The organism is Streptomyces arenae (assembly GCF_022343545.1).
Lineage (GTDB): Bacteria > Actinomycetota > Actinomycetes > Streptomycetales > Streptomycetaceae > Streptomyces > Streptomyces humi.
On the sequence record NZ_JAKQYH010000064.1, the window covers coordinates 296,712 to 320,763 of the forward strand.

Annotated in this window: 21 protein-coding genes and 6 tRNA genes; 18 read left to right on the forward strand and 9 right to left on the reverse strand. The window is 72.5% G+C overall.

The window, feature by feature from the left end; all coding sequences use genetic code 11:
• The first annotated feature begins 40 nt into the window (after window positions 1-40).
• The 6 genes from MB828_RS29260 (at window position 41) to MB828_RS29285 (ending at window position 9,747) form a co-directional block, all read left to right on the forward strand.
• Window positions 41-877: a MetQ/NlpA family ABC transporter substrate-binding protein gene (locus tag MB828_RS29260; RefSeq protein WP_301650811.1), complete on the forward strand. Its 837-nt coding sequence runs from the start codon at window positions 41-43 to the stop codon at window positions 875-877.
• Between the two features lie 156 nt (window positions 878-1,033).
• Window positions 1,034-1,663 carry a GNAT family N-acetyltransferase gene (locus MB828_RS29265; RefSeq protein WP_133025958.1) on the forward strand — a complete coding sequence of 210 codons (630 nt, stop codon included), beginning with the start codon at window positions 1,034-1,036 and terminating at the stop codon, window positions 1,661-1,663.
• 115 nt (window positions 1,664-1,778) lie between these two features.
• The gene (gene cbiE, locus MB828_RS29270; RefSeq protein WP_301650812.1) at window positions 1,779-3,005 is read left to right on the forward strand and encodes a precorrin-6y C5,15-methyltransferase (decarboxylating) subunit CbiE; all 1,227 of its coding nucleotides are present in this window, start codon (window positions 1,779-1,781) and stop codon (window positions 3,003-3,005) included.
• A gap of 344 nt (window positions 3,006-3,349) precedes the next feature.
• Window positions 3,350-7,330 carry a nicotinate-nucleotide--dimethylbenzimidazole phosphoribosyltransferase gene (gene cobT, locus MB828_RS29275; RefSeq protein WP_301650813.1) on the forward strand — a complete coding sequence of 1,327 codons (3,981 nt, stop codon included), beginning with the start codon at window positions 3,350-3,352 and terminating at the stop codon, window positions 7,328-7,330.
• A gap of 286 nt (window positions 7,331-7,616) precedes the next feature.
• Window positions 7,617-8,864 carry a uroporphyrinogen-III C-methyltransferase gene (cobA, locus tag MB828_RS29280; RefSeq protein WP_301650814.1) on the forward strand — a complete coding sequence of 416 codons (1,248 nt, stop codon included), beginning with the start codon at window positions 7,617-7,619 and terminating at the stop codon, window positions 8,862-8,864.
• A gap of 64 nt (window positions 8,865-8,928) precedes the next feature.
• On the forward strand, window positions 8,929-9,747 hold the full coding sequence (locus MB828_RS29285; RefSeq protein ID WP_046726642.1) for a TrmH family RNA methyltransferase: 819 nt from the start codon (window positions 8,929-8,931) through the stop codon (window positions 9,745-9,747).
• A gap of 14 nt (window positions 9,748-9,761) precedes the next feature.
• On the opposite strand, the gene MB828_RS29290 is transcribed toward MB828_RS29285, so the two are convergent.
• Window positions 9,762-11,138 carry a serine/threonine-protein kinase gene (locus MB828_RS29290; RefSeq protein WP_301650940.1) on the reverse strand — a complete coding sequence of 459 codons (1,377 nt, stop codon included), beginning with the start codon at window positions 11,136-11,138 and terminating at the stop codon, window positions 9,762-9,764.
• Window positions 11,139-11,335: 197 nt separating this feature from the next.
• Here MB828_RS29290 and MB828_RS29295 point away from each other — a divergent pair, with 197 nt between their 5' ends.
• The 4 genes from MB828_RS29295 to MB828_RS29310 all read left to right on the forward strand — a co-directional run bounded on the left by MB828_RS29295 (window position 11,336) and on the right by MB828_RS29310 (window position 14,009).
• Window positions 11,336-11,590, forward strand: a complete 255-nt coding sequence (locus tag MB828_RS29295) for a hypothetical protein (protein WP_301650815.1) — start codon at window positions 11,336-11,338, stop codon at window positions 11,588-11,590.
• 198 nt (window positions 11,591-11,788) lie between these two features.
• Window positions 11,789-11,965, forward strand: a complete 177-nt coding sequence (locus MB828_RS29300; RefSeq protein ID WP_046726640.1) for a hypothetical protein — start codon at window positions 11,789-11,791, stop codon at window positions 11,963-11,965.
• Between the two features lie 674 nt (window positions 11,966-12,639).
• Window positions 12,640-13,563 (forward strand): phosphotransferase family protein, encoded by a 924-nt coding sequence (locus tag MB828_RS29305; protein WP_301650816.1) that lies wholly within the window; start codon window positions 12,640-12,642, stop codon window positions 13,561-13,563.
• A gap of 143 nt (window positions 13,564-13,706) precedes the next feature.
• Entirely contained in the window at window positions 13,707-14,009 is a 303-nt protein-coding gene (locus MB828_RS29310) for a zf-TFIIB domain-containing protein (protein ID WP_071659444.1), read from the forward strand.
• Between the two features lie 52 nt (window positions 14,010-14,061).
• On the opposite strand, the gene MB828_RS29315 is transcribed toward MB828_RS29310, so the two are convergent.
• From MB828_RS29315 to MB828_RS29335, 5 genes are all read right to left on the reverse strand, one after another.
• Window positions 14,062-14,133: transfer RNA gene (locus tag MB828_RS29315), tRNA-Val, on the reverse strand.
• Between the two features lie 34 nt (window positions 14,134-14,167).
• Window positions 14,168-14,239, reverse strand: a tRNA-Val gene (locus MB828_RS29320).
• Between the two features lie 19 nt (window positions 14,240-14,258).
• Window positions 14,259-14,330 (reverse strand) — tRNA-Val (locus tag MB828_RS29325).
• A 1-nt stretch (window position 14,331) separates the two neighbouring features.
• Window positions 14,332-14,405, reverse strand: a tRNA-Cys gene (locus tag MB828_RS29330).
• Between the two features lie 37 nt (window positions 14,406-14,442).
• Window positions 14,443-14,515, reverse strand: a tRNA-Gly gene (locus tag MB828_RS29335).
• A 178-nt stretch (window positions 14,516-14,693) separates the two neighbouring features.
• On the opposite strand from MB828_RS29335, the gene MB828_RS29340 reads away from it, so the two are divergent.
• From MB828_RS29340 to MB828_RS29350, 3 genes are all read left to right on the forward strand, one after another.
• On the forward strand, window positions 14,694-15,737 hold the full coding sequence (locus tag MB828_RS29340; protein ID WP_301650817.1) for a chorismate-binding protein: 1,044 nt from the start codon (window positions 14,694-14,696) through the stop codon (window positions 15,735-15,737).
• The gene (locus MB828_RS29345) at window positions 15,734-16,555 is read left to right on the forward strand and encodes an aminotransferase class IV (RefSeq protein ID WP_301650818.1); all 822 of its coding nucleotides are present in this window, start codon (window positions 15,734-15,736) and stop codon (window positions 16,553-16,555) included. Before MB828_RS29340 ends, MB828_RS29345 begins: the two co-directional genes overlap by 4 nt.
• Window positions 16,556-16,630: 75 nt before the next feature.
• The gene (locus MB828_RS29350) at window positions 16,631-17,455 is read left to right on the forward strand and encodes a GNAT family N-acetyltransferase (protein ID WP_301650819.1); all 825 of its coding nucleotides are present in this window, start codon (window positions 16,631-16,633) and stop codon (window positions 17,453-17,455) included.
• Window positions 17,456-17,789: 334 nt separating this feature from the next.
• Here the strand turns inward: MB828_RS29350 and MB828_RS29355 are convergent, their stop codons facing one another.
• On the reverse strand, window positions 17,790-18,308 hold the full coding sequence (locus MB828_RS29355; RefSeq protein WP_046726634.1) for a DsbA family protein: 519 nt from the start codon (window positions 18,306-18,308) through the stop codon (window positions 17,790-17,792).
• A gap of 547 nt (window positions 18,309-18,855) precedes the next feature.
• Here MB828_RS29355 and MB828_RS29360 point away from each other — a divergent pair.
• Together MB828_RS29360 and MB828_RS29365 are read left to right on the forward strand one after the other, a co-directional pair.
• Window positions 18,856-19,302, forward strand: a complete 447-nt coding sequence (locus MB828_RS29360; RefSeq protein ID WP_301650820.1) for a hypothetical protein — start codon at window positions 18,856-18,858, stop codon at window positions 19,300-19,302.
• A gap of 247 nt (window positions 19,303-19,549) precedes the next feature.
• A complete protein-coding gene (locus tag MB828_RS29365; RefSeq protein ID WP_165941591.1) occupies window positions 19,550-19,702 on the forward strand; it encodes a hypothetical protein in 153 nt (50 codons plus the stop codon).
• A gap of 96 nt (window positions 19,703-19,798) precedes the next feature.
• Here MB828_RS29365 and MB828_RS29370 read toward each other — a convergent pair whose 3' ends face one another.
• Together MB828_RS29370 and MB828_RS29375 are read right to left on the reverse strand one after the other, a co-directional pair.
• Entirely contained in the window at window positions 19,799-20,359 is a 561-nt protein-coding gene (locus MB828_RS29370) for a CGNR zinc finger domain-containing protein (protein WP_133025969.1), read from the reverse strand.
• A gap of 308 nt (window positions 20,360-20,667) precedes the next feature.
• A complete protein-coding gene (locus MB828_RS29375; protein ID WP_004002642.1) occupies window positions 20,668-21,081 on the reverse strand; it encodes an SsgA family sporulation/cell division regulator in 414 nt (137 codons plus the stop codon).
• Window positions 21,082-21,272: 191 nt separating this feature from the next.
• Here MB828_RS29375 and MB828_RS29380 point away from each other — a divergent pair, with 191 nt between their 5' ends.
• The 3 genes from MB828_RS29380 to MB828_RS29390 all read left to right on the forward strand — a co-directional run bounded on the left by MB828_RS29380 (window position 21,273) and on the right by MB828_RS29390 (window position 24,043).
• The gene (locus tag MB828_RS29380; RefSeq protein WP_301650821.1) at window positions 21,273-21,734 is read left to right on the forward strand and encodes a TIGR02611 family protein; all 462 of its coding nucleotides are present in this window, start codon (window positions 21,273-21,275) and stop codon (window positions 21,732-21,734) included.
• A 75-nt stretch (window positions 21,735-21,809) separates the two neighbouring features.
• Window positions 21,810-21,881: transfer RNA gene (locus MB828_RS29385), tRNA-Val, on the forward strand.
• A gap of 875 nt (window positions 21,882-22,756) precedes the next feature.
• Entirely contained in the window at window positions 22,757-24,043 is a 1,287-nt protein-coding gene (locus MB828_RS29390; protein ID WP_301650822.1) for an ABC transporter substrate-binding protein, read from the forward strand.
• Window positions 24,044-24,052: the final 9 nt, after the last annotated feature.

The window sequence follows — 24,052 nt, forward strand, 5'->3', positions numbered from 1 at the left end:
CTTCGCGGGGTCGCTCCACCCTTAAGGAAAGGCACTTTTCGTGCGTAACACCGCCAAGCTCACCACCGCCGTCCTCGCCGCCGGAGCCCTCACCTTCGGGGTCACCGCCTGCGGCTCGGACAAGGACTCCGCCTCCGGCTCCTCCGACTACAGCGGACCGCTGGTCGTCGCCGCGAGCCCGACCCCGCACGCCGAGATCCTGGACTACGTCAAGGACAACCTGGCGAAGAAGGCCGGACTCGACCTGCAGGTCAAGGAGTTCACCGACTACATCACGCCGAACACGGCGACCGAGGACGGCTCGGTGGACGCCAACTACTTCCAGAACCAGCCGTACCTGGACGACTTCAACAAGAAGCGCGGCACCCACATCGTGCCCGTCGTCACGGTGCACCTGGAGCCGCTCGGCCTCTACTCCCACAAGGTCAAGAGCGCCGACGCGCTGAAGAGCGGTGCGACGATCGCCGTCCCCAACGACGCCGTGAACGAGGCGCGTGCCCTCAAGCTGCTCGCCGCCAACGGACTCATCACCCTCAAGGACGGCGCCGGCAGCGAGGCGACCCCGCAGGACATCGCCAAGAACCCGAAGAACCTCAAGTTCAAGGAGGTCGAGGCGGCCCAGACCGCGCGCTCCCTGGACGACGTGGACGCCGCGGTGATCAACGGCAACTACGCCATCTCGGCCGGCATCAAGCCCGCCAAGGACGCCCTCGTCCTGGAGTCCGCGAAGAACAGCCCCTACGGCAACTTCCTCGCGGTGAAGAAGGGCAACGAGAAGGACCCGCGCGTGAAGAAGCTCGCGAAGCTCCTCACCTCGCCCGAGGTCAAGAAGTTCATCGAGGACAAGTACCAGGGTTCGGTCATCCCGTCCTTCTGACGGCACGTATACGGCGTATCGCCACGCACGGGGTCCACTCGCTCACCGCGGGTGGGCCCCGTCGTGCGGTTCAGTGGTTTCATGCTGCATGCTGGGCAGTTCGCGGGCTCTCATGGTCTGGGCCCAGAAGTATTTCCGAAGGTTACGGAGCGGCGCATGACTAGCACCTTCCCCAACATCTCCATCAGCACGGAGCGGTTGGTGCTGCGTCCCCTCGACGAGGACGATGTGCCCGCCCTGGCGGAGATGATGAACGACGAACAGGTGGCCGCCTGGACCGACGTCCCCCAGCCGTTCACCGAGGCCGGCGCCCGGCACTGGATCACCGCCTACGCCCCCGCCGAGCGCACCTCCGGCCGGGGCCTGGACCTCGCCGTCACCGAGTTCCTCACCCAGCGCCTGGTCGGCGTCATCCAGCTGACCAAGACCAACTGGCACATCCGCGCCACCGAGTTGTCGTACATCGTCGCCCCCTGGGCACGCGGCGAGGGCTACGCCTCCGAGGCCGCGCTCGCCACCGCCCAGTGGCTCTTCGGCGACCAGAAGTTCGAACGCATCGAGCTGCGCACGGCCGCCGACAACACCGCCTCCCAGCAGGTGGCGCAGAAGATCGGCTGTATCAGCGAGGGCGTCCTGCGCAACGCCTGCATAGCCCACGTCCGCACCGAGGACGGCACCTGGGCGGACCTGCGCACCGACTTCATCGTGTGGAGCCTCCTCCCGGAGGACCTGGAGGGCGCCGGCGAGGAACTGGCCGGAAGCGACGGCTTCACCTCCTGGAACTGACGCCGACGGCACCCGCCCCGTCGCGCGCCGGACACCTCCACCAGGTACTCTCACGGAGCCCGCGCACGGGCACCGGACCCTGACGACCTGCAAGAACCTCTGGAGACTGACGACGATGGCCGACCGGGTCACGGTGATCGGCTGGGACGGCTCGCCCCTGACCGCGGCGGCACGCGGCGCGCTGGGCGCCGCCACCCTCGTCGCGGGCGCGGCCCACCATCTCGCCCTGCCCGAAATCCCGCCGCGCGCCGAACGCATCCGCCTCGGCAGCGTCGCCCTCGCCGCCCGCCGGATCGCCGGCCACCGCGGCACCGCCGTGGTGCTCGCCGACGGCGACCCCGGCTTCTTCGGCGTCGTACGGACCCTGCGCGCCCCCGAGTTCGGCCTGGAGGTCGAGGTCGTCCCCGCCGTCTCCTCGGTGGCCGCGGCCTTCGCCCGCGCCGGCATGCCCTGGGACGACGCACAGGTGGTCGTCGCCCACCGGCGCACCCTGCGACGCGCGGTGAACGTGTGCCGGGCCCACACCAAGGTGGCCGTCCTCACCTCGCCCGGTGCCGGCCCCGCCGAACTCGGACTGCTCCTGGAAGGCGTCCACCGCACCTTCGTCATCTGCGAGGAACTCGGCACCGCACGCGAGCAGGTCCACGTCGTCACCTCCGACAAGGCCGCCGACCACGCCTGGCGCGACCCCAACGTCGTCATCGTCATCGGCGGCACCGGCGGACCGGTGACGGCACCCGAGGGCGGCGGCTGGATCGCCGGCCGCGATCCGGCGACCGGCCCGCGCGGCTGGGTGCAGCCCGACGCGGAGTACGGCGACGGCGCCCCGCTCGGCGAAGGGGAGACGGATCTGCTCAGGGCCGCCCAACTCGCGCGCCTCGGGCCCCGGATCGGCGACCTGGTCTGGGACATCGGCTGCGGCAGCGGCGCGTTCGCCACCGAGGCCGCCCGCGCCGGAGCCGCCGTCATCGCCGTCGACCGGGACCTCGCGGCGTGCGTGCGCAGTGAGACGGCCGCCCGGAAGTTCGGCGTCCAGCTCCAGCTCGTCCACGGCGCCGCGCCCCACGTACTGGAGAACCTGCCCGAACCCGACGTCGTCCGGGTCGGCGGCGGGGGAGCCGCCGTGGTCACCGCGGTCGCCGACCGCCGTCCCCAGCGCATCGTCACCCATGCCGCCACCCGCGACGCGGCCGAACTCGTCGGCCGCGACCTGACCGAGCACGGATACCAGGTCGAGTGCGCCCTTCTGCAGTCCGTCGAACTCGACACCAGGGCCTGGACGGAGACCGAGCGGAACGTCGCGTTCCTGCTCAGCGGTGTTCTCCCCGAGCGCGCCCCGTGATCCTGTTGTCATACTGCGCGCGGTAGGCTGGCCGATCGCTGCACTGCACCGGTGACCCGGAAATTCGTTCGCCAATATCCGGAAAACGCGCTTCTTTTGGGGCGGGTGTGGTACGGCAGAACCGGGGACGCGCAACGTGGCGCAGTCCACAGCGGACTGTCGCGGATCACGCTGTCGCGACGGCCGAACGGCCGGGACAATGCCACTGAATGGCTTTGTCGCCTTTTCCGGCGGGTCGTTCGTGCCGCTGGGCACGCACGCTCGTTCTTCACAGTGGGGCGGTCGGTGCGCCGCCCCGGGTGAGCTGGTCGTAGAAGGCACTAACCGATGGGCGAGGGGTACGCATGACGGACACCGGCCAGGTCCCGGGCGAGGGACTGCCGGAGAGCGCAGGCATGGTGGAACAGCCGGGCGTTCCCGCGCACGGCGCGTACACCTACCTCTCCGAGTCGCCCGCCGAGGACGAAGATTTGCTGCTCCCCGGCGCCCAGGGAGCCTGGGGCAACGAGGTGCCGCCGCCGGCCCCCGAGCCGGTCGTCGAGGCCGTCCACGAGCCCGGCCCGCACGAGACGGGCGGCCGGGACAGCGGACAGGTCGACCTCACCGCCGTCCGGCTCCCCAACTCGGTCCCGGCGTCCCCGATCCTCTCGGTGCCGCACGACCCCGCGACGGCTCCGGCCCCGCGCCGCCCGCTGCACCTCGGCCCGCCGATCCCCGACGCCTCCGCCAGCCCGGTCCGCTCCCTCGCCGACCGCGGCCCCGCCGGTGCGCCGGTCAGGCAGCCGGGCGTGCCGTCGGCCGGCCCGGAGTACCTGGACGCCCAGCCGCTGCGGGAGGCCGCGCCGCAGTCCGCCGCGCCCTGGGGTGCGCCGGGGACCGTCTCGCCGGCCGTGCCGCAGGCGGTTCCCGTGGCACAGGTGGCCGCACAGGTGGCGGCCGCCGAAACGGTTGTGCCGGTCCCGGAGCCCGTGGCGGCGCAGGCCGTGGCGCAGACCCCTGACGTGTCCGGCGCCGCCCCGCTCGCCATGGCGGGCGTGGACGGGTACGGGCCGCAGGGCGTGGCCCAGCCGGTGGCGCAGGCTTCGGAGGGTGCCCAGGGGCCGGTGACGGGAGGCCAGCCGCAGCCCGTGCCGGTCGCGGAGGCGCCGCAGCCGCCGCACGTACTGCCAGGACAGGGCGCGGTGCCGATGCAGGCCGCCGCACCGACGGGCGCGGGACCGGTGGACGTCCAGGGCGCCGGGGGTGCTCCGGCCGAGACGGTCGTGGTCCCGGCGCCTGCGACGGAGGGAGGGGCTCCCGAGACCGCGGCCGTGGAGGGTGCGGCTCCTCAGCCGGCGGCTCCGGAAGCAGCGGCTCCGGAAGCGGTGGGTCCGGAAGCGCCGGGTTCGGAAGCGGCAGGTCCGGAAGTGGTGGTTCAGGCGGTCGTGGCCGCGGACGCGGACGCCGTGGCTCCTGCGGCCGTGGCTCCTGCGGTCGTTGCCCCGGAGGGCGTGGCTCCGCAGGCGGTGGCCGAGGCCGTGGGGCCCGAGGTGGCGCCGCCCGGGCAGCAGCCGGTGCCGGTCGTCGCCGAGCCGGTCGCCACCGAGCCGAACGTGCCGGATCCGCAGGCCGTTGAACAGGTCCCGGCCGGGCAGGTCGTCCCGGAGACGGTCGTTCCCGAGCAGCCCGTGGCAGAGCAGGCGGTGGCAGAGCCGGTCGTCGCTGAGCCGGGCGTCGCCGAGGAGGCCGTCGTACCCGAGGCCGCCGCGGAGGCCGTGACCCCCGAGGCCGTGACCCCCGAGGCCGTCGCCCCCGAGGCCGTCGCCCCCGAGGCCGTGGCCCCCGAAGCCGTCGTTCCCGAAGCCCTCGTGCCCGCGGCCGTCGCGGTGGAAGCCGTCGTGCCGGAGTCCGTTCCCGTGTCGGAGGCCGTCGTGCCCGAATCCGTGCCGGTTCCGGAAGCCGTGGCCGCCGAGCCCGGGCAGCCGCAGGTCGTCGACCCGGCCGGACCGGCCCCGGTCGCGGAGCCCACCGCCGTCACCGAGCCCCCGCAGGCTCTCGCCGCCGTCGCCCCCGAGGCCGGACAGCCCGCGCCCGACGCCGTGCCGGCCGAGGACGCTGCCGCGCCGGCCGCCGTGCCGCAGGCCGAGACCGTCACCCCTGAGGGCGTCGACGTCCCGCGACCCCTCGCCGGCCCCGACGCCCCCGCGACGCGGCCCGTGCCGCCTGTCGAGGTACCCCTCGCGGGCCCCCAGATCCAGGGAACCGCGCCCACCGAACCCGCGGTGGCCCAGCAGCCCCCGGCCGCGGACCGCACGGCGGAGGCGGCGGAGCCGGAGCAGCCGGCCCTCGGTGAGTTCGTCGCCGTCGACGGCCAGGTGCCGACCACCCCGCACCTCGCCCCGACCCCGCCGCACCCCCTCGTCCTCCCCGCGCAGGACCAGGGCGAGCCGGTCACGGGGCAGGCCGCGACGGTCCCGGCGCCCCGCGAGGCCGAGCCCGGCCCGGTGGCGGAAGCCCACCCCGATGTCGTACAGCAGGCGGCGGACCTGGAGACCAGGGTCGCCGAGCAGGAAGAGAGCACGGCCCCCGTGGCAGAAGCACGACAGTCCACCGGTCCGGCCGCGCCCGCCTACGACGACGCCGAGCGCGAGGCCGTCCTCAAGGTCATGCGCGAACGCCGTGACATCCGCAACGGCTTCCGCAGCGACCCCATCCCGCACGAGGTGCTGCTGCGCGTCCTGGAGGCGGCCCACACCGCGCCCTCCGTCGGCCACTCCCAGCCCTGGGACTTCGTGGTCATCCGCTCGGCGGACACCCGCCGCTCGATGCACGAACTGGCCATGCGCCAGCGCGACGCCTACGCCAAGTCCCTCCCCAAGGGCCGCGCGAAGCAGTTCAAGGAACTGAAGATCGAGGCCATCCTCGACACCCCGGTGAACATCGTCGTCACCGCCGACCCGACCCGCGGCGGCCGCCACACCCTCGGCCGGCACACCCAGCCGCAGATGGCGCCGTACTCCGCCGCGCTCGCCGTCGAGAACCTCTGGCTCGCCGCCCGCGCCGAGGGCCTCGGCGTCGGCTGGGTCAGCTTCTTCGACGAGCGGGAGATGGTCCGCGCGCTGGGCCTGCCCGAGCACCTCGAGGTCATCGCCTACCTGTGCGTCGGGTACGTCGACGAGTTCCCGGACGAGCCGGAGCTGATGCAGGCCGGCTGGTCCAAGCGGCGCCCGCTGTCCTGGGTCGTCCACGAGGAGACGTACGGCCGCCGCGCGCTGCCCGGCGAGGACCCGCACGACCTGCTCGCCGAGACCGTCGCCAGCGTCCGCCCGCTGGACGCCAAGGCGCTCGGCGAGGCCTGGGAGCGGCAGAAGCGGATGACCAAGCCGGCCGGTGCGCTCGGCATGCTGGAGATCATCTCCGCCCAGCTGTCCGGCCTGTCCCGGCAGTGCCCGCCGCCGATCCCGGAGCCCGCGGCCGTCGCGATCTTCGCCGGTGACCACGGGGTGCACGCCCAGGGCGTCACGCCGTGGCCGCAGGAGGTCACCGCACAGATGGTGGCGAACTTCCTCGGCGGGGGAGCGGTCTGCAACGCGTTCGCCGGCCAGGTGGGCGCCGAGGTGTGCGTGGTGGACGTCGGTGTCGCCTCCGAACTGCCGGCCACGCCGGGGCTGCTTCCCCGCAAGGTCCGGGCGGGCACGTCCGACATGACGACCGGTCCCGCGATGACCCGCGAGGAGGCCAAGCAGGCCATCGAGGTCGGCATCGAGACCGCCCGCGACCTGGTCGCGGCCGGCAACAAGGCGCTCCTCACCGGTGAGATGGGCATCGCGAACACGACCGCGTCCGCCGCGCTGATCTCGGTCTTCACGGGCGCCGACCCCGCAGAGGTCACCGGCCGGGGCACCGGCATCAACGACGAGACGCTCGCCCGCAAGACCGAGGTCGTCCGCCGCGCCCTGGAGCTCCACCAGCCGGACCCGGCCGACCCGATCGGCGTCCTCGCGGCGGTCGGCGGCTTCGAACACGCGGCGATGGTCGGCCTGTTGCTCGGCGGCGCGTCCCTGCGCACGCCGGTCATCCTGGACGGCGTCAGCGCCGGCGCCGCCGCGCTGGTGGCCCGCGCCATCGCCCCCGAGGTCCTGGCCGCGTGCATCGCGGGGCACCGCAGCGCGGAACCGGGCCACGTGGCGGCCCTGAACAAGCTGGGCCTGCGCCCCCTGGTCGACCTGGACCTGCGTCTGGGCGAGGGCACGGGCGCGCTGCTCGCCCTGCCGCTGGTCCAGAGCACGGCCAGGGCGATGCACGAGGTGGCCACGTTCGACTCGGCGGGCGTGACGGAGAAGTAGCGGGAGCCGCCGAGACGCGGGGCCCTGGGACGACCGGTTCCGGGTGCACGGGCGCGGCGGGCCTGTGGTGGTGTGCCGCGGGGCGGCGGTGCCGGGTTCCCTGCCGGCCGACCGGTGGTTGTGGGCGGGCGTGCCGCAGGGCGGCACGGGTGGGCACAACCACCCACGGCGCCGCACTCGGCATGCGACGCCCAGCCACCGGACACCTGACCCGCCGAAACCCCGCCCCGCTTAAAATGCCCACGTCAGGGCTATCGCACCGCAGCCTCAGGAGGAGCCGCACCTCATGGCCGAACACCCCGCCTACCCCGTAGGCCTCCGCCTCACCGGCCGCAAGGTGGTCGTCCTCGGCGGCGGCCAGGTGGCCCAACGCCGCCTCCCGGCTCTCATCGCGGCGGGCGCCGACATCACCCTCGTGTCCCCGGAGGCGACCCCCTCGGTCGAGGCGATGGCGGACACCGGCGAGCTCACCTGGGCGAGGCGCCCCTACCAGGACGGCGACCTCGCGGACGCCTGGTACGCCCTGATCGCCACCAGCGACCCCGCCGCCAACACGGCCGCCTCCGCCGAGGCGGAGCGCCACCGCGTCTGGTGCGTCCGTTCCGACGACGCCGACCAGGCCACCGCCTGGACCCCGGCCACCGGCCACAGCGAGGGTGTCACGGTCGCCGTCCTCACCACCGACGCGCGCGGCCGCGACCCCCGGCACACCGCCGCCATCCGGGACGCGGTCGTCGAGGGCCTGCGCGACGGCACCCTCGTCGCCCCGCACCACCGCACCCGCACCCCCGGCGTCGCCCTGGTCGGCGGCGGCCCCGGCGACCCCGACCTGATCACGGTGCGCGGCCGCCGCCTGCTCGCCGAGGCCGACGTGGTGATAGCCGACCGTCTCGGCCCCCGAGATCTGCTCGCCGAACTCCCGCCGCACGTCGAGGTGATCGACGCGGCGAAGATCCCGTACGGCAGGTACATGGCGCAGGAGGCCATCAACAACGCCCTGATCGAACATGCCAAGCAGGGCAAGTCGGTCGTACGGCTGAAGGGCGGCGACCCCTACGTCTTCGGCCGGGGCATGGAGGAGGTCCAGGCGCTCGCCGAGGCCGGGATCCCGTGCACGGTCGTCCCCGGCATCTCCAGCTCGATCTCGGTACCGTCCGCCGCCGGCATCCCGGTCACGCACCGGGGCGTGGCCCACGAGTTCACGGTGGTCAGCGGCCATGTCGCACCCGACGACGAGCGTTCGCTGGCCGACTGGCCGTCGCTGGCGAAGCTCACCGGAACCCTCGTGGTCCTGATGGGCGTCGACAAGATCGGGAAGATCGCCGAGACGCTGGTCGCCCACGGCAGGCCGCCGGGGACCCCCGTCGCCCTGGTCCAGGAGGGCACGACGGCCGCGCAGCGCCGGGTCGACGCGACCCTCGCCACCGTCGCGGACGTCGTCCGCACGGAGCAGGTGAAGCCCCCGGCGGTCATCGTGATCGGCGAGGTCGTCAACGTGGGCCCCCGGACGGCACCCGGAGAGGCGCCCGCGTAACCCCGGGTAACACAACCCGTTCCAGACCATTGGCACCCCACCCAGGACAAGGCAGTATCACCCTGTGGCCGATCTCATCACCGTCGAGGATCCCGACGACCCGCGCCTCCGCGACTACACAGGCCTGACCGACGTCGAGTTGCGCCGCAAGCGCGAACCGGCCGAGGGCCTGTTCATCGCCGAGGGCGAGAAGGTCATCCGAAGGGCGAAGGACGCGGGCTACGAGATGCGTTCGATGCTGCTGTCCGCCAAGTGGGTCGACGTCATGCGTGACGTCATCGACGAGCTCCCGGCCCCCGTGTACGCGGTCAGCCCGGAGCTCGCCGAGAAGGTCACCGGCTACCACGTGCACCGTGGCGCGCTCGCCTCCATGCAGCGCAAGCCGCTGCCGACGGCGACCGAACTGCTGCGCACCACGCGTCGGGTGGTCGTCATGGAATCCGTGAACGACCACACCAACATCGGTGCGATCTTCCGCTCGGCGGCGGCCCTCGGCATGGACGCGGTCCTGCTGTCCCCGGACTGCGCCGATCCCCTCTACCGGCGCAGCGTCAAGGTCTCGATGGGCGCGGTCTTCTCCGTTCCGTACGCCCGTCTCGACACCTGGCCCAAGGGGCTGGACTCGGTCCGCGAGGCCGGGTTCACCCTGCTCGCCCTGACCCCGGACGAGAAGGCGCGGAGCCTCGACGAGGCCGCCCCGCACCGGATGGACCGGGTGGCCCTGATGCTCGGCGCGGAGGGCGACGGCCTCTCCACCCAGGCGCTGGTCGCCGCCGACGAATGGGTGCGCATCCCGATGTCCCACGGCGTCGACTCCCTCAACGTCGGCGCGGCGGCCGCGGTCGCCTTCTACGCGGTGACCGCCGGCCGCCCCGAGGTCTAGCACCCCGGTCCCCGCTACTCCCTGAGGGCCACGGCCTTCGCGGGTACGGCACCGCCGGGCACGCCCATCCCGTGTGCCGGGCCGGAACAGCCCTGGGCCAGCGCGATCCCCAGCGCCACCAGCAGTGTCACGACGACGAACACGAACAGCCGCTGGCGCAGCAGCCGCGGATTGGCCGGCCGCAGGCCGGTACCCGTCGGGCGCGGCGCCGGACGTCCGGTACCGCTGCGCGGCGCGGGCCGGCCACCACTGCCGGGCCGGCCGCCGCTGCCGCGCGGCGCGGGGGTGGGGCGGGCGCCGTTCGGCCGCGACGGCACCCCGCCGCCCGGCCGACTGCCGCTGCCGCCGCGCGAGGGAGCGTTGCCGCCGCGTGAGGGGGTGCTGCCGTCGCGCGAGGGGGTGCTGCCGCCGCGTGAGGGTGCGTTGCCCCGGACCGGTGCGCCCGGTGCGGACTGCGTCCGGCGCTGGGTGCGCTGCGGCTCCGGGTAGGTCTCGGCGAGCCGCCCGGTGGGCCGGTCGGCCTCCGCGGCCCGTGGCGCCGGCGGGCGTACGTCGCCCAGCCCGTGCGCCTCCCGCGCGGCGATCTCCTTCAGCCGCAGCGACAGCTGGAGCGTGCTCGGCCGTTCCTCCGGGTCCTTCGCCAGACAGGCCCGCACCAGGGGTGCCAGCGCGTCCGGCACCCCGTGCAGCGCCGGCTCCTCGTGGACGACCCGGTACAGCATCACCTCGGAACTGCCGTGGCCGAACGGCGAGTCACCGGTCGAGGCGTACGCCAGGGTCGCGCCGAGCGAGAACACGTCGGTGGCCGGGGTGACGGCGGCGCCCCGGACCTGCTCGGGCGCGAGGAACCCGGGGGAGCCGACCGCGGTACCGACGTGGGTGAGCGTGGACGCCCCGGTGGCCCAGGCGATGCCGAAGTCGATGATCCGCGGCCCCTTCGGGGACAGCAGGATGTTGGACGGCTTCAGGTCCCGGTGGACGACCCCGGCCTCGTGCACGGCGACCAGGCCCTCGGACAGGGCCGCCCCGACCGAGGCCGCCTCCGCGGCATGCAGCGGGCCCTCGTCGGCGACCTTGTCGTGCAGCGAGGGCCCGGGTACGTACTGGGTGGCGAACCACGGCCGCTCGGCCTCCAGGTCCGCCGCGACGAGCCGTGCCGTGCAACCGCCCCTGATCCGTCGGGCCGCCGAGACCTCACGCGCGAACCGCGAACGGAACTCCTGGTCCTCCGCCAGATCCGGCCGGATCACCTTCAGCGCGACCCGCTGCCCCTTCTTGTCGGAGCCGAGGTAGACCACGCCCATCCCGCCGGCGCCGAGCCTTCTGTGAAGCCTGAACGAGCCGACGACGCGCGGGTCCTCGCGCCTCAGGCGCATCATCGCCATGTTCATCCCCGCTGCCCGGTCCGTCTGACGTGGCACAGCTTACGTTTACCGGGCCGCCCGTGCGCAGAGGCCGCGCCCTCTCGCCCCGATCGATTGTCAGTGTCGGGTGCGAGACTTGAGTAGTGGTCAGGAAGGCGCCGTAATCGGCGCCTTTGAGCACCCGCCTGCTCCAACAAGCCTTCACAAAAAGGGGGATTGATGCTGTGAAGGGTGACCGCGTGGAGACAGTGGTGGACGCCGGCGACACGACCCGCACGTACGAGGTGGTGGCGAGCAGAGCGGGCGGCCGGGTGGAGACGGCGGTACGACGGGGGGTGGTCGAAGTGAGCGAAGTCACGCGATGGGGGTCCTGGCCCTCGTTCGTCGAGCAGCCGGTGCCGCGCGAGGACAGCTCGGAGAAACCGGGAAGGACCGGGCACCCCCTCCGGGAAGACCCCGAGCCCCAGGACGAGAGGTAGGCCTCCGTCTCCACCCAGGGGAGTAGTCCGCAGGTCACGGCTCATCCTCTCGGAGGCCCGCGATTCGGTACGAGGGCATGACGACCGCCGGGGGCCGCGCGCCTAGATTTGAGGTCAAGCGGCGGGTGCAGCACTCGTCCCCCGAGGTCAGACACCCGCCGCTGCCAACCACAACCGAGCACGGTCAGGAGAGGGACCATGGCCCTTACGGCACAGCGGACACACACCACCCGCCCCCGCCGACAGGGCCGCCGCCACCCCCTGGTGGCGACGCTGATGGCCCTTCCCCTGGCGGCCCTGCTCCTCCTGGTCTTCGACGGCTGGGAGACAGTGGCCACACAGGCGTCGTCCGTGGGAGTGATGCTGGGGCGCTGAGCGGCGACCCCAGGCCCGGAAGAGCGGTCCGGGCGGGGACATCCACCCATGAAACCCCGTGGGGACGGGGGTGCGGCGGACGGCAAAAAATGCCGGCGCAGCTGGGGAGCTGCGCCGGCATTGCTTTTCCCGACGAAGCCCGGCAGCACCACGTGTAATGGCGGGCACTCGCCGGGGAGTCCGGCAGCCCCCTTGCGAGACCGCGGGCAGTCGTGGTGGAGTCCGGCAGTCGTGGTGGAGTCCGGCAGCCGGCAGGCAGCCCCATTCCGCGGCTGCGGGCACTCGCGGGAGAGTCCGGCAGCCCCTGTTCCGCGACCGCGGGCAGTCGTGGTGGAGTCCGGCAGGCAGCCCCGTTCCGTGGCCGCGGGCACTCGCGGGGGAGTCGGGCCGCCGGCAGCTCCCTTTCGAGACCGCGGGCAGTCGTGGTGGAGTCCGGCAGCCCCCGTTCCGACCGCGGGCACTCGCCGGGGAGTCCGGCAGCCGGCAGCCGGCAGCCCCTCTCGAGACCGCGGGCAGGCGTGCCGCAGGGCGGCACGGGTGGGCGCGGCGGCACCCCGCAAGCGCGGGCGAGCGAAACCCCGGCACCCCAGCCCCACCCCCGGCCGACCGCGACCCGCGGCCCACCGCACCCACGTACCCTCACCGCAGCGCAGCCGCACCTCCCGGGGGACCCCATGACCGCAGACGTACTGCCCCAGCTGACCGCCGAGGTCACCGCCGCCGCCCACCCGGACGCGGCCCCCTGCCGCTGCGGCACGGCCACCACCACCCTCGCCCACCGCCCCGACACCACGGTCCTCCGCCACGCGGAGACCGTCGCCAAGGCGCACGCCCCCGACACCGACCGGGCCGCCCTCGCCCACCGCCTGGCCACGGCCGCCCGCCTCCCCGAGGTCTTCCTCCCGCCCCTCACCGCGGCCCCCGCCGCCTTCGTCGACGACCGCCCCGTCACCCTCTGGCCGTACGGCGCCCCCGTCGACCCGGACACCCCGGCGGCCGCTCCCTGGGAGGCCGCCGCCGTCCTGCTCGCCCGCCTCCACCGCAGCACGCCCACCCCGGCCGCACCGCCGATGCGCGGCCCCGCGAAGGCCGCCCTGGCGATGGCCCGCCTCCAGGCCACGCTGGCGACCTCGCCCCCGCACCCCGCCGCCCCGCCCGTCCTCCGAGCCTGGTCCGCGCTGCCGGCCTGGGCCCGAGACGACGCGCCCATGCCCGGCACCCGCACCCTCTGCCACGGCGACCTGCACCTCGGCCAGCTGGTCCGGCACCCGGCGCCGGACGGCCCGTGGCGGCTCATCGACGTCGACGACCTCGGCGTCGGTGTGCCCAGCTGGGACCTCGCCCGCCCCGCCTCCTGGTACGCCTGCGGCCTCCTCCCACCGGACGAGTGGACCCGCTTCCTCACCGCCTACCGCGCGGCCGGCGGTCCCGCGGTACCGGCGGACGGCGACCCCTGGGCCGCCCTCGACGTCCCGGCCCGCGCGCTCACCGTCCAGACCGCCGCGCGCTACCTCACGAAGGCGCTCGCCGCGGACCGCCCCCTGGACGAGGTGGAGCAGTCCCTGATCGACGCATGTGCCCGGATGGCACCGGAATGACCCGCTGTCCGGTCTGGAACGACCCCGGTCCCCGTCCGGTTGACGCGCGGTTTCCCGAAGTAGGCTGCAACCGGCCAGGGTCGGACGGAGTCTGTCCTGGAAGAACGTGAAGCAGTTTTGACCGGCGAGGAGTTGAGCCGACCATGCAGTGTCCGAAGTGTCATGCGCCGATGCACACCTACAACCGCAACGGCGTCCAGATCGAGCAGTGCAGCGGCTGCCGGGGCATCTTCCTCGACTACGGCGAGCTGGAGGCGCTGACCCAACTGGAGGCGCAGTGGGCGAAGCCGGTCCCGCCCGCCCCGCAGGCGTACCCGCCGGCCCCGCCGGCGCCGGCCTGGGGCGCCCCGCACGGCGGCGGTCACCACGGCGGTCACGGGCAGCACTACGGCGGCCACGGTCACCACGGCCACAAGAGCTGGGCCCACATGCTCTTCTCCAGCTGAGCCCACGAAGAAGCCCCCGGCCGTGCGAGACGGCCGGGGGCTTCGTGCGGTGTGGACGATACTGGGATTGAACCAGTGACCTCTTCCGTGTCAGGGAAGCGCTCTCCCGCTGAGCTAATCGTCCTCGGGACCATGATCCGGAGACCATGGGCGGTGCGTGCGCGATACTGGGATTGAACCAGTGACCTCTTCCGTGTCAGGGAAGCGCTCTCCCGCTGAGCTAATCGCGCGGGGATCCTCACGGATCAGTGGACGATACTGGGATTGAACCAGTGACCTCTTCCGTGTCAGGGAAGCGCTCTCCCGCTGAGCTAATCGTCCTTGGAGGTGGAGACGGGATTTGAACCCGTGTAGACGGCTTTGCAGGCCGTTGCCTCGCCTCTCGGCCACTCCACCAGGAGTGTAGGGGACCGGGAAGACCCCTGTTCCTGCGAGCGGACGACGAGGCTCGAACTCGCGACCTCAACCTTGGCAAGGTTGCGCTCTACCAACTGAGCTACGTCCGCCTGTCGTTTCGGTCCGCTCTCGCGTCCCGGCGACGTGTTGAACTCTAGCGGATTCCCGGGCCAGCACAAAAACGCGTTTGCGCAGCGTGCTGCGCTGCACCCGACGGACGACGTGGTCAGGGGCGCCTCGACGACATGCCCGGGTCACCCCGGGGACACCCGCCATAGACTCGACGACGTGCTCCATCACCCTCCTCTCGCCCGGTTCGGCGGCCGTGTCGCCACCGGTCTCGTCGACGTCACCAGCGATCCCGCGGCCCTGGAATCGACCGGCTTCTGGGCCGTGTGCGCGACCTTCGAAGGCGGGCTGACCTGCGCCCGCTTCCGTGACGTACGCGAGGAGCCGGTGCCCGCGCCGGTCCCGGGGGCGTGGCGGGGACCGGCCGCCGGTGACTGGACGTCCTCCCTCGACCGCACCGCGTACACGGCGGCGGTGGAGCGGATCCGTACCCGCATCGCGGCCGGCGAGGTCTACCAGGCCAACCTGTGCCGGGTGCTGTCCGCGCCGGTCACTCCCGGTGCCGACGTGGACGCGCTGACCGCGCTGCTGGCCCGCGGCAACCCGGCACCGTATGCCGGAACGATTCGGCTGCCGGAGCACGGCGTCGAGACCGCCACCGCCTCACCCGAGCTGTTCCTGCGCCGGACGGGGCGGACCGTGGAGAGCGGGCCCATCAAGGGCACCGGCCGTACCGAGGCGGACCTCCTGGAGAAGGACTACGCGGAGAACGTGATGATCGTGGACCTGGTCCGCAACGACGTCGGGCGTGTCTGCGCCACCGGCAGCGTGACCGTTCCCGATCTGTGCGCCGTGGAGAAGCACCCGGGTCTGGTCCATCTGGTCTCCACGGTCCGCGGTGAGCTGCGCCCGGACGCCGGCTGGCCCGAACTGCTCGCCGCGGCCTTCCCGCCCGGCTCGGTCACCGGAGCGCCGAAGTCGAGCGCGCTGCGGATCATCGCGGAACTGGAGACCGCGCCGCGCGGTCCGTACTGCGGAGGCATCGGCTGGGTGGACGCGGACCGCGGTGTCGGCGAGCTGGCCGTGGGGATCCGTACCTTCTGGATCGACCGCGCCGAAGGTGTGCTGCGGTTCGGCACCGGAGCCGGGATCACCTGGGGTTCCGACCCCGAGGGCGAGTGGCGGGAGACCGAGCTGAAGGCATCCCGGCTGCTCGCGATAGCGTCGGGCACGTACGACATGAACGAAGGAGGCCTCGGGTGAGGATCTGGCTGGACGGCCGACTGCAGGACGTGGACACCGCGCGTGTTTCCGTCTTCGACCACGGGCTCACCGTGGGCGACGGCATCTTCGAGACGGTCAAGGCCACCGACGGCAAGCCCTTCGCGCTCACCCGGCACCTCGACCGGCTGACCCGCTCGGCCCGGGGCCTGGGCCTGCCCGACCCCGACCACGACGAGGTGCGCCGGGCCTGTGCCGCGGTCCTGGAGGCCAACCCGATGCCGCTGGGCCGGCTGCGCATCACCTACACCGGCGGCCACGGTCCCCTCGGCTCCGACCGGGGCGCCCACGGTCCCACCCTGATCGTCGCCCTCGGTGAGACCACCCGCCGTCCCGACGCCACCGCGGTCGTCACGGTCCCCTGGACCCGCAACGAGCGCGGCGCGCTCACCGGCCTGAAGACCACCTCGTACGCCGAGAACGTCGTCGCCCTGGCCCGCGCCCACGAACACGGCGCCAGCGAGGCCCTGTTCGCCAACACCGTCGGACAGCTCTGCGAGGGCACCGGCTCCAACGTGTTCGTCGTCCTCGACGGCGAGCTGCACACCCCGCCGGTCGCCTCCGGCTGCCTGGCCGGCATCACCAGGGCCCTGGCCGTCGAGTGGACCGGCGCCAAGGAGACCGACCTGCCCATGGACGTCCTGGCGCGGGCCGACGAGATCTTCCTCACCTCCACGCTGCGTGACGTCCAGGCCGTGCACCGGGTCGACGCACGCGAACTCCCCGGCGCCCCGGGACCGGTGACCGCGAAGGCGATGCGGATCTTCGACGAGCGGTCCGGCGCGGACCTGGATCCGTAGGACCGGATCAGGGCCGGTTTTAGGCCGGTTTTATTCGGCTGACGTGCGCGCCACTGGTGGGTAGAACACCCCTTGATGACCACGACCCTGCGGCCGACCGAGCCGCTCCAGCGCAGCGCCGACGGGGTGCTGTCCCGCCGCTTCCAGGTATGCGTGAACAGCAGGCCCGTCGGCACCCTCGGGCTGGGCAGTTCACGGGACTTCGGCACCCTGACGGCCCGCATCGTCGAGCTGGGCATCGAGGAGCCCGACCGCCGCCGCGGCCGGGGCACGGTGGCCGCGCTCGCCGCCGAGGAGGTGGCACGCGGCTGGGGCTGCCGGCAGATCGAGGTGCAGGTGCCCGCCGCCGCGGAGCCGGCCCTGCACCTGGTGCGGGCGCTCGGATACGTCCTGCGCAACCGCGGCATGGAGAAGCGGCTCGGCGACACCCCGCCCGGACTGCCCGCGGGCAGCCGGGGCCGCGACCTGACCGAGGCCGAGTACGAGGGGTGGCTCGCGCACGCCTCCGCGCAGTACGCGCGCGTGTGGCAGGAGCGGGGCGTGTCCGAGGCCGAGGCCCGGGAGAGGTCACGGCGCGACCACGCACGGCTGCTGCCGCGCGGCCTCGCCACGGAGGGGCTGCGACTCAGCGTCCTCGAACACGAGGGGACGCGCGTCGGCGTCCTGTGGCTGGCCCTGCGGGCGGACGCCGCCTGGGTGTACCGGGTCGAGACCGACGCCGCCCACCGAGGCCAGGGGCACGGCCGCACCCTCATGCTGCTCGCGGAGGCCCAGGCGATCGCCGCGGGCAAGCGGGTCCTGAGCCTCAACGTGTTCGCCGGGAACACCCCGGCCGAGCGGCTCTACGAATCGCTCGGATACACCACCGTCTCGTACTCCCTGTACAAGGACCTGATCTGAGCGCAATGGCAACGCAGACGGTCCGGAGGCAGCAAGGGTCCGGATGGGTCTGGGGCGGTCCAGAGGATCCGGGGTGGTGGAGGCGCCGTGCGGTCCGGAGGGTCCGGATGGGTCCGGGGCGGTGGAGGGGCCGGGTGGTCCGGAGGGGCTGGGTGGTCCGGGGCGGCCCGGAGCCCGGTCGTGCCGGTCCGCTCACGCGAGTCCGGCAAACGCCGGTCCGGTCGCGCGGGCCCGGTGACGTCGGTCCCGTCGCGCGGGCTCGGTCACGCCGGTCCGGTCACGCCGACCCCGTCACGCAGGTCCGGTCTCGCGGGCCCCCGTCACGCGGGCTCGGTCACGCCGGTCCGGCCAGCAGGCGGTCCGCGATCTGCTCCACGCGCTCGCGCAGGCCCTCCTGGCTCTTGCCGCCGTCGAGGCGCTCGCCGTCGATGACATAGGTCGGGGTGCCGGTCACGCCGATGGCCTTGCCCTCGGCCTGATCGGCGTCGACGATCAGGATGTGCCGCCCGTCGACCAGCGCGGTGTCGAACTCCTCGGCGTCCAGGCCCAGTTCCCGGGCGACCTCGACCAGGAACGGCTCGCCCTCGCGGTCCAGCTCCTCGACCCGGCCGAGGACCGCCTCGACGTACTCCCAGCCCTTCCCCTGCTCCAGGGCCTCCTCGGCGGCCTGCGCGGCGGCGAAGGCGTGCTTGTGCTTCTCCAGCGGGAAGTGCCGCAGCCGCAGCTCCAGCCGGTCGCCGTACCGGGCCCGCAGCGCGCGGAGGTCGTCCAGGGCGCTGCGGCAGTCGGTGCACTGCAGTTCGCACCAGACGTCCAGGACGGGGGCGCCGGCGGCGGGGGAGGAGTCGTTCATGGGCACCAGTCTTCCAGCCCGCGCTGTGTGCACCCAATCGAGACGGCGAGGAGGTACGAGGGGACCCCGTCGCCGACCTCGCCTTCGGGCCGCTGCGGTCCGTCTCTGTCTCGTCCGCGGCTCGCCGCCGTCCGTCCCCTCTTCCGTGTTCTCGCCGTCTGTTTCCCCTCTCCCACCGTCTCTTTCACCCTCTCCCGCCGTCTGTTCCGACCTTTTCCCGCGGTCTGGACCGCCCTCGGATCGGCCGCCGCCCTCGTTTTGCCTCCTCGGGGCGCCGCAACCCGGCCCGTCGTCACACCGCCGATGTCCGTTTTCGAGCCGGTGCCGGCCGGCCACGGGTCCGACGGCGCCGGTGCTGCCGCCCGCACCGCGGGTGCCGCAGCTCGTCGTACCTGGGGTGGAGGTGACCCGGAGTGGACCCCGAGATGCCCCTGATTGTCGGGCCTGGGCATGGATCGCACGGGCCGGGCGGTGCACGATGGAAGGGGCGAAGCGCAGTGCGAGCCCGTCGCCCCGCCCGCCGCCCGAGCCCGCCCAGGAGGACCGGATGATCGCCGAGACAGTCTGCTCCGCCGCCTCCGCGGCCGGCCTGGGCATCGCCGTGGTCACCGCGTACCGCAAGCGGTACCTGGCGGCGGCCCGCATCGCCGCCTACTCGCTCGTGCCCGTCGGCCTGGTGATGACGGGAGTGGTCGGCTGGCTGGCCGACACCGCGTTCAGCCCCACTGCCTGGGCGGGTTTCGGAGTGCTCGGCGTGGCCTGGGCCCTGTTCGCCACCACCCGTGCCGTCGAGCGGCGCCGCGGCGGCACCCGTGCCGAGCGCAAGGCGGCTGCCCGGGCCGGACAGCGCGACGCCGTCGCCCCCGCCGCCTCGGCACCGTCACTGAGCCCCGCCACCCGCCCGGCGACCCGGCCCGCCGTTCCGCCTCGCGGCGCCAACTCCGGCGACGACTTCAGCGACATCGAGGCCATCCTCAAAAAGCACGGGATATGACTCTGCGGCGCGAGGGCGCGAGGGCGGGTCGACGGGCGGTGCCGGACACCCTGCCCACCCCGCGGCCCACGCATGCATATGACAGTCACATGAGGCATTGAAACGACACAGTGCGCCCGCGGCCCGCGCGGAAGCGTTCAGCGGGCGGGCGGAACCGAAACGGACATCGCGGAATTCGGCGAACTACCGCCTATTACGGGCGTGTTGATCGCGGGGAGGGGTTCCACTAGGTCATCATCGCCGCGAGATGCCGGACACGAAACAGAGCGAGGCCGCGCCGCCGAAGGACGAGCCCCGCGGGTGCCTCTTCGCCCTTTCCCAGCCACCGCTGATGATCTTCCTAGCGGTGATCGGGTGTCTGCTCCTCATGGCTGCGCTGCACGACCTGCTGTGGCTGTGAGCCGTACCCGCCCGTCCCGGCGTCACCCGCCGGGGCCGGCGTCGGCATCGACACCCCCGACCGCGGCCGCCCCTGGGCCGGCCCGGCGACCGGCGGTCAGCCGGCGGCCTCCTTGCGGCGCGCCCGGTAGGCGGCGACGTGCAGACGGTTACCGCAGGTCCGGCTGTCGCAGTAACGGCGCGAGCGGTTGCGGGAGAGATCCACGAAGGCGCGCCGGCAGTCCGGGGCCTCGCAGCGCCGTAGCCGCTCCTGCTCCCCGGCGACGACGAAGAACGCGAGCGCCATCCCGCAGTCGGCGGCGAGGTGGTCGGCCACCGAGGCGCCGGGCGCGAAGTAGTGCACGTGCCAGTCGTAACCGTCGTGATCCGTGAGCTGAGGGGTAGTGCCGGCGGCCGCCACCAGTTCGTTGATCATCCCGGCGGCGGTCCGGGCGTCCGGGGCGGCGAAGATCCCCGCGAACCGTCCGCGGATCTTGCGCACTGCCGACAGGTCGAACTCGGACAGCACGCCGACGTCGCTCATGTCGTGGCTTCGTACGAAATTCTGGAGGGCCGGGACATCGGGCAGCCCGTCCACCGCCGTGTCGTCCTCCGGCGCGGTGTTCACCAGATCCACCACGGCGTCTAGGGAACACCGGGTGTCGTGGGTGATCAGCACGTTTCGCTCCCTGGCCTGGGGGTCGGGCGGGCGCCCGCCGATGGTGGCCGATGGTAGCGACATACGGCGGCCCCGCACCGTGCCCTGTCCCACTCGTGGCTGTCCGTACAACGGTCGCCACTCGACGGAGGTTCCCATGGGCGCGGACACGGACATGGATGCAGGCGCGGATGCGTGCGGACACGCGGACACACCGGAACCGTCCCGTGGCGATCACGGTGACGGCGCCGGTGCTGCCGTATGCGGTTGTCTAGGCCCGAGCCGTCTCCCCGAGTGGACGGCGCCGGGCGGCTTGGAGGGGATTCGCCCTAGCTCTCCGCCAGGATGTGCGAGAGCTCCTGGTCGAGATCGAAGTGCCGGTGTTCCGTGCCGGGCGGCACGGCGGCGTCAGTTCGCTTCAGGAAGGATTCCAGGGCCCGCGCCGGGGCTTCGAGCAGTGCTTCGCCCTCCGGGGAGCTCAGGGCGATGCAGACGACGCCCTGACCGTGACTGCGGGACGGCCAGACGCGGACGTCGCCGGTGCCGGTGGGGCGATGCAGCCCTTCGGCGAGGAGGTCGCGGGCGAACACCCACTCGACGGTTTCCTCGGCTCCGGTGTGGAAGGTGGCGTGCACGGCGTAGGGGTCGGCCGTGTCGTACCGCAGGCCTGCGGGGACAGGCAGGGAGGACTCGCTCGACACAACGAGGCGCAGGTGCAGCTCGCAGCTGACCGTGGTGTTCATAAGCGCCAGGGCCTTTCGCTCAGTGTGCGCTCGGGGATTCGCACGTCGGCGAAATCGACATGCCACCTACGGTGCCGTTGTAAACCCCTCTGAGTGTTTTGCGTGTGTTTACGTAACTCTTCCGGCCGAGAAGCCGGGCATGATCTACGACCATTCCGGTGACCTGAATCGCTCAGGTAGGGTTTGGTCGTATGAATACGGGGAGTAACGAACCGGGCGAGGCTGCCGTGGCCTCGGACGGGAGCGAGGTGGACGGAACCACGGACGGCGCGGCCGACGAGCGGGGCCTCGGATCACGGGCGCCCGAGTTCGTCAAGGCGCGCCGGATGCTGCACCTGAGCTGGCAGGTCGGGGTCTTCGCGGTCGGTCTCGCGGTGGTGGGCGTGGGCATCGTCCTGCTGCCGTTGCCCGGTCCGGGCTGGGTGATCATCTTTGCCGGCATGGCGATCTGGGCGACCGAGTTCGTCTGGGCCCAGCTGGTGCTCCGCTGGACGAAACGCAAGGTCACGGAGGCCGCCCAGAAGGCCCTCGATCCCAGGGTGCGCCGCCGCAACCTCACGTTGACGGCGATCGGCCTGGCGATCGTGGCCGGCGGGGTCGGGATCTACCTCTCCCGGTACGGCGTCGTGATGCCCTGGAAGATCGAGGAGTGAACAGGCCACCGGCCGCACGCCCCGACGACTGGTCGGGGGCACCCCCTGACATGGGGTAATGTTCTTCCTGCGCCCGGGCGATTAGCTCAGTGGGAGAGCGCTTCGTTCACACCGAAGAGGTCACTGGTTCGAACCCAGTATCGCCCACCCGGAACTGCGGCCCACCTGCGAAACAGCAGGTGGGCCGCAGTCGTGCGTGCGGTGCCAGGTGCACGGCGGTGCGGCTGCGCAGAGCCGGTTCGGGGGCTCGCGACGGTGGGGCTCCGGGCTCCGGGCTCAGGCTCAGGCTCAGGCGCCAGGAGGCGGACCCGCGTCGGCCGGCAGGGTTCCGCAGACCCTGGACTCGAAGAGACTCCTGCTGCCTCGACGGCGTGGTGAACGCGCGTCCGGCATGAAGCCCGTCGTAACTCAGCGTGGATCTTCAGGGGCATCGGGCTGCGGTACCGGGCGAGCCGATACCGATCGCAATCGTCGGAGGTGTGAGCACGGCCGTCCCTCTCGGGACGGCCGCTCCCGCCCACCCCCGCGCCTCCCCGGCCTCCCGTCGCCCGAGTCACACCGCCCGAACCCGGCAGGCCCCAGGTCGGGCGAGCGCCCACAGCACCGAACCCCGAACCCCAGCGAGCCGAGCCGAGCCGCCCAACCTCACCCACTCGCACCACTCACCCACCCACTCGCACCGGTCACCCACCCACTCGCACCGGTCACCCACCCACTCGCACCACTCACCCACCCACTCGCACCACCCCACTCCACCCGCCATCGAAGCCAACCCGTAACCGCCGTCCTCAGCCGCCCGCTTGACGTTCGGTCACCCGACCGTGTGCTTCTCACCTGCGACGTCGCTCGTCCTGCGGGTGCCAGCCCGTGGCTCCGCCGTGTCGTTCCGGCGTCCCCGGTCTCAAGAAAATCCTGTCCGAGTCATTGACGCCCCACCGGCCCCTCCGTAACTTGTGCCAGCAAGCGCTTACTTGAAACGATTCATGCAAGCGGCGGCGGCCGCTGCGGGGAGGGGCCCGACTGTGGGAACCAGCAGGAATGTGGAGAGGCGGACCATCCTGAAGGCGGCCGGGGCCTCGGCGGCCGCGCTCGGGCTCGCCGGGACGGCCGGTTGCGGAGGCGGCAGCGGCTCCGGGGACGGGACGGTGACGATCCGTTACTCGTGGTGGGGTGCGGAGGAACGCGCCAAGAAGATCAACCAGACCATCGCGCTCTTCGAGAAGAAGTACCCGAAGATCAAGGTCAAGACCGACTTTCAGACGTATGCGTCGTTCTGGGAGAAGTTCCAGACCCAGGCCGCCGGCGGAAATCCCCCGGACGTTTTCCAGAATGCCGTCACCTTTCTTCGGAAGTACGACAAGCGAGGAATTCTGCTCGATCTGAAGTCGCAGGTTCAGGCGGGAAATCTGAGCCTGGATCACTTCCGGGCCGGAGTCACGAAGGTCGGCCAGGTCGACGGCAAGCAGCTGGGAGTGCCGGTCGGTTCGAACACCATGGCGCTGGTCATCGACAAGAAGGTCTTCGCGAAGGCCGGGGTCGAGCCGCACGCGGGCTGGACCTGGGACGACTACTTCAAGGCCCTCAAGACCATCCACGACAAGACCAAGGTCGCGGGGGACACCGGTTACTTCGCGATCATGTACCTCTACGACCTCTACCTCCGTCAGAACGGCAAGGCGTTCTACACCGCGGACGGACTCGGCTTCGACAAGGCCGACCTGACGGAGTGGTGGACGGACGGCTACAACCGCGTCAAGGCCGGGCTGGTCACCGACCCGAAGGTCGTCCAGCAGGACGCGCCCAAGTCCTCCCTCTCCGCAGGCCACGGCGCCTCCGAGTTCACCTGGGACAACTTCACCGTCCGCTACACGGCGGAGGGCAGCAGCACCTACGGCCTCGCCCCGATCCCCACCACGGACGGCAAGCACACCGGGCAGTACCTCGCCTCACTGATGCTCAGCGCCTCCGCCCGCACGGCGCACCCCAAGGAAGTCGCCCAGTTCATCGACTTCATGGTCCACGACCCCGAGGCCGGCAAGATCATGGGCTACGACCGGGGCATTCTCGCGAGCACCGAGCAGTACACCGCGTACAAGCCGACGGACCCGGTCAACAAGGAGATCGCGCAGTACGAGGACGACACCGCCAAGGCGGGCGTGCTCGGCACGATCACCCCGCACCCCTCCGGTGCCGACACCATCGAGGCCGCCTTCCTGCGCATCGGCGGCGACCTCGGCCAGGGCAAGACCAAGGTCGCGGACGCGGTGAAGCAGTTCTTCACCGAGTCCGAGGCCGCCTTCCAGGCCTGATGGGACCTG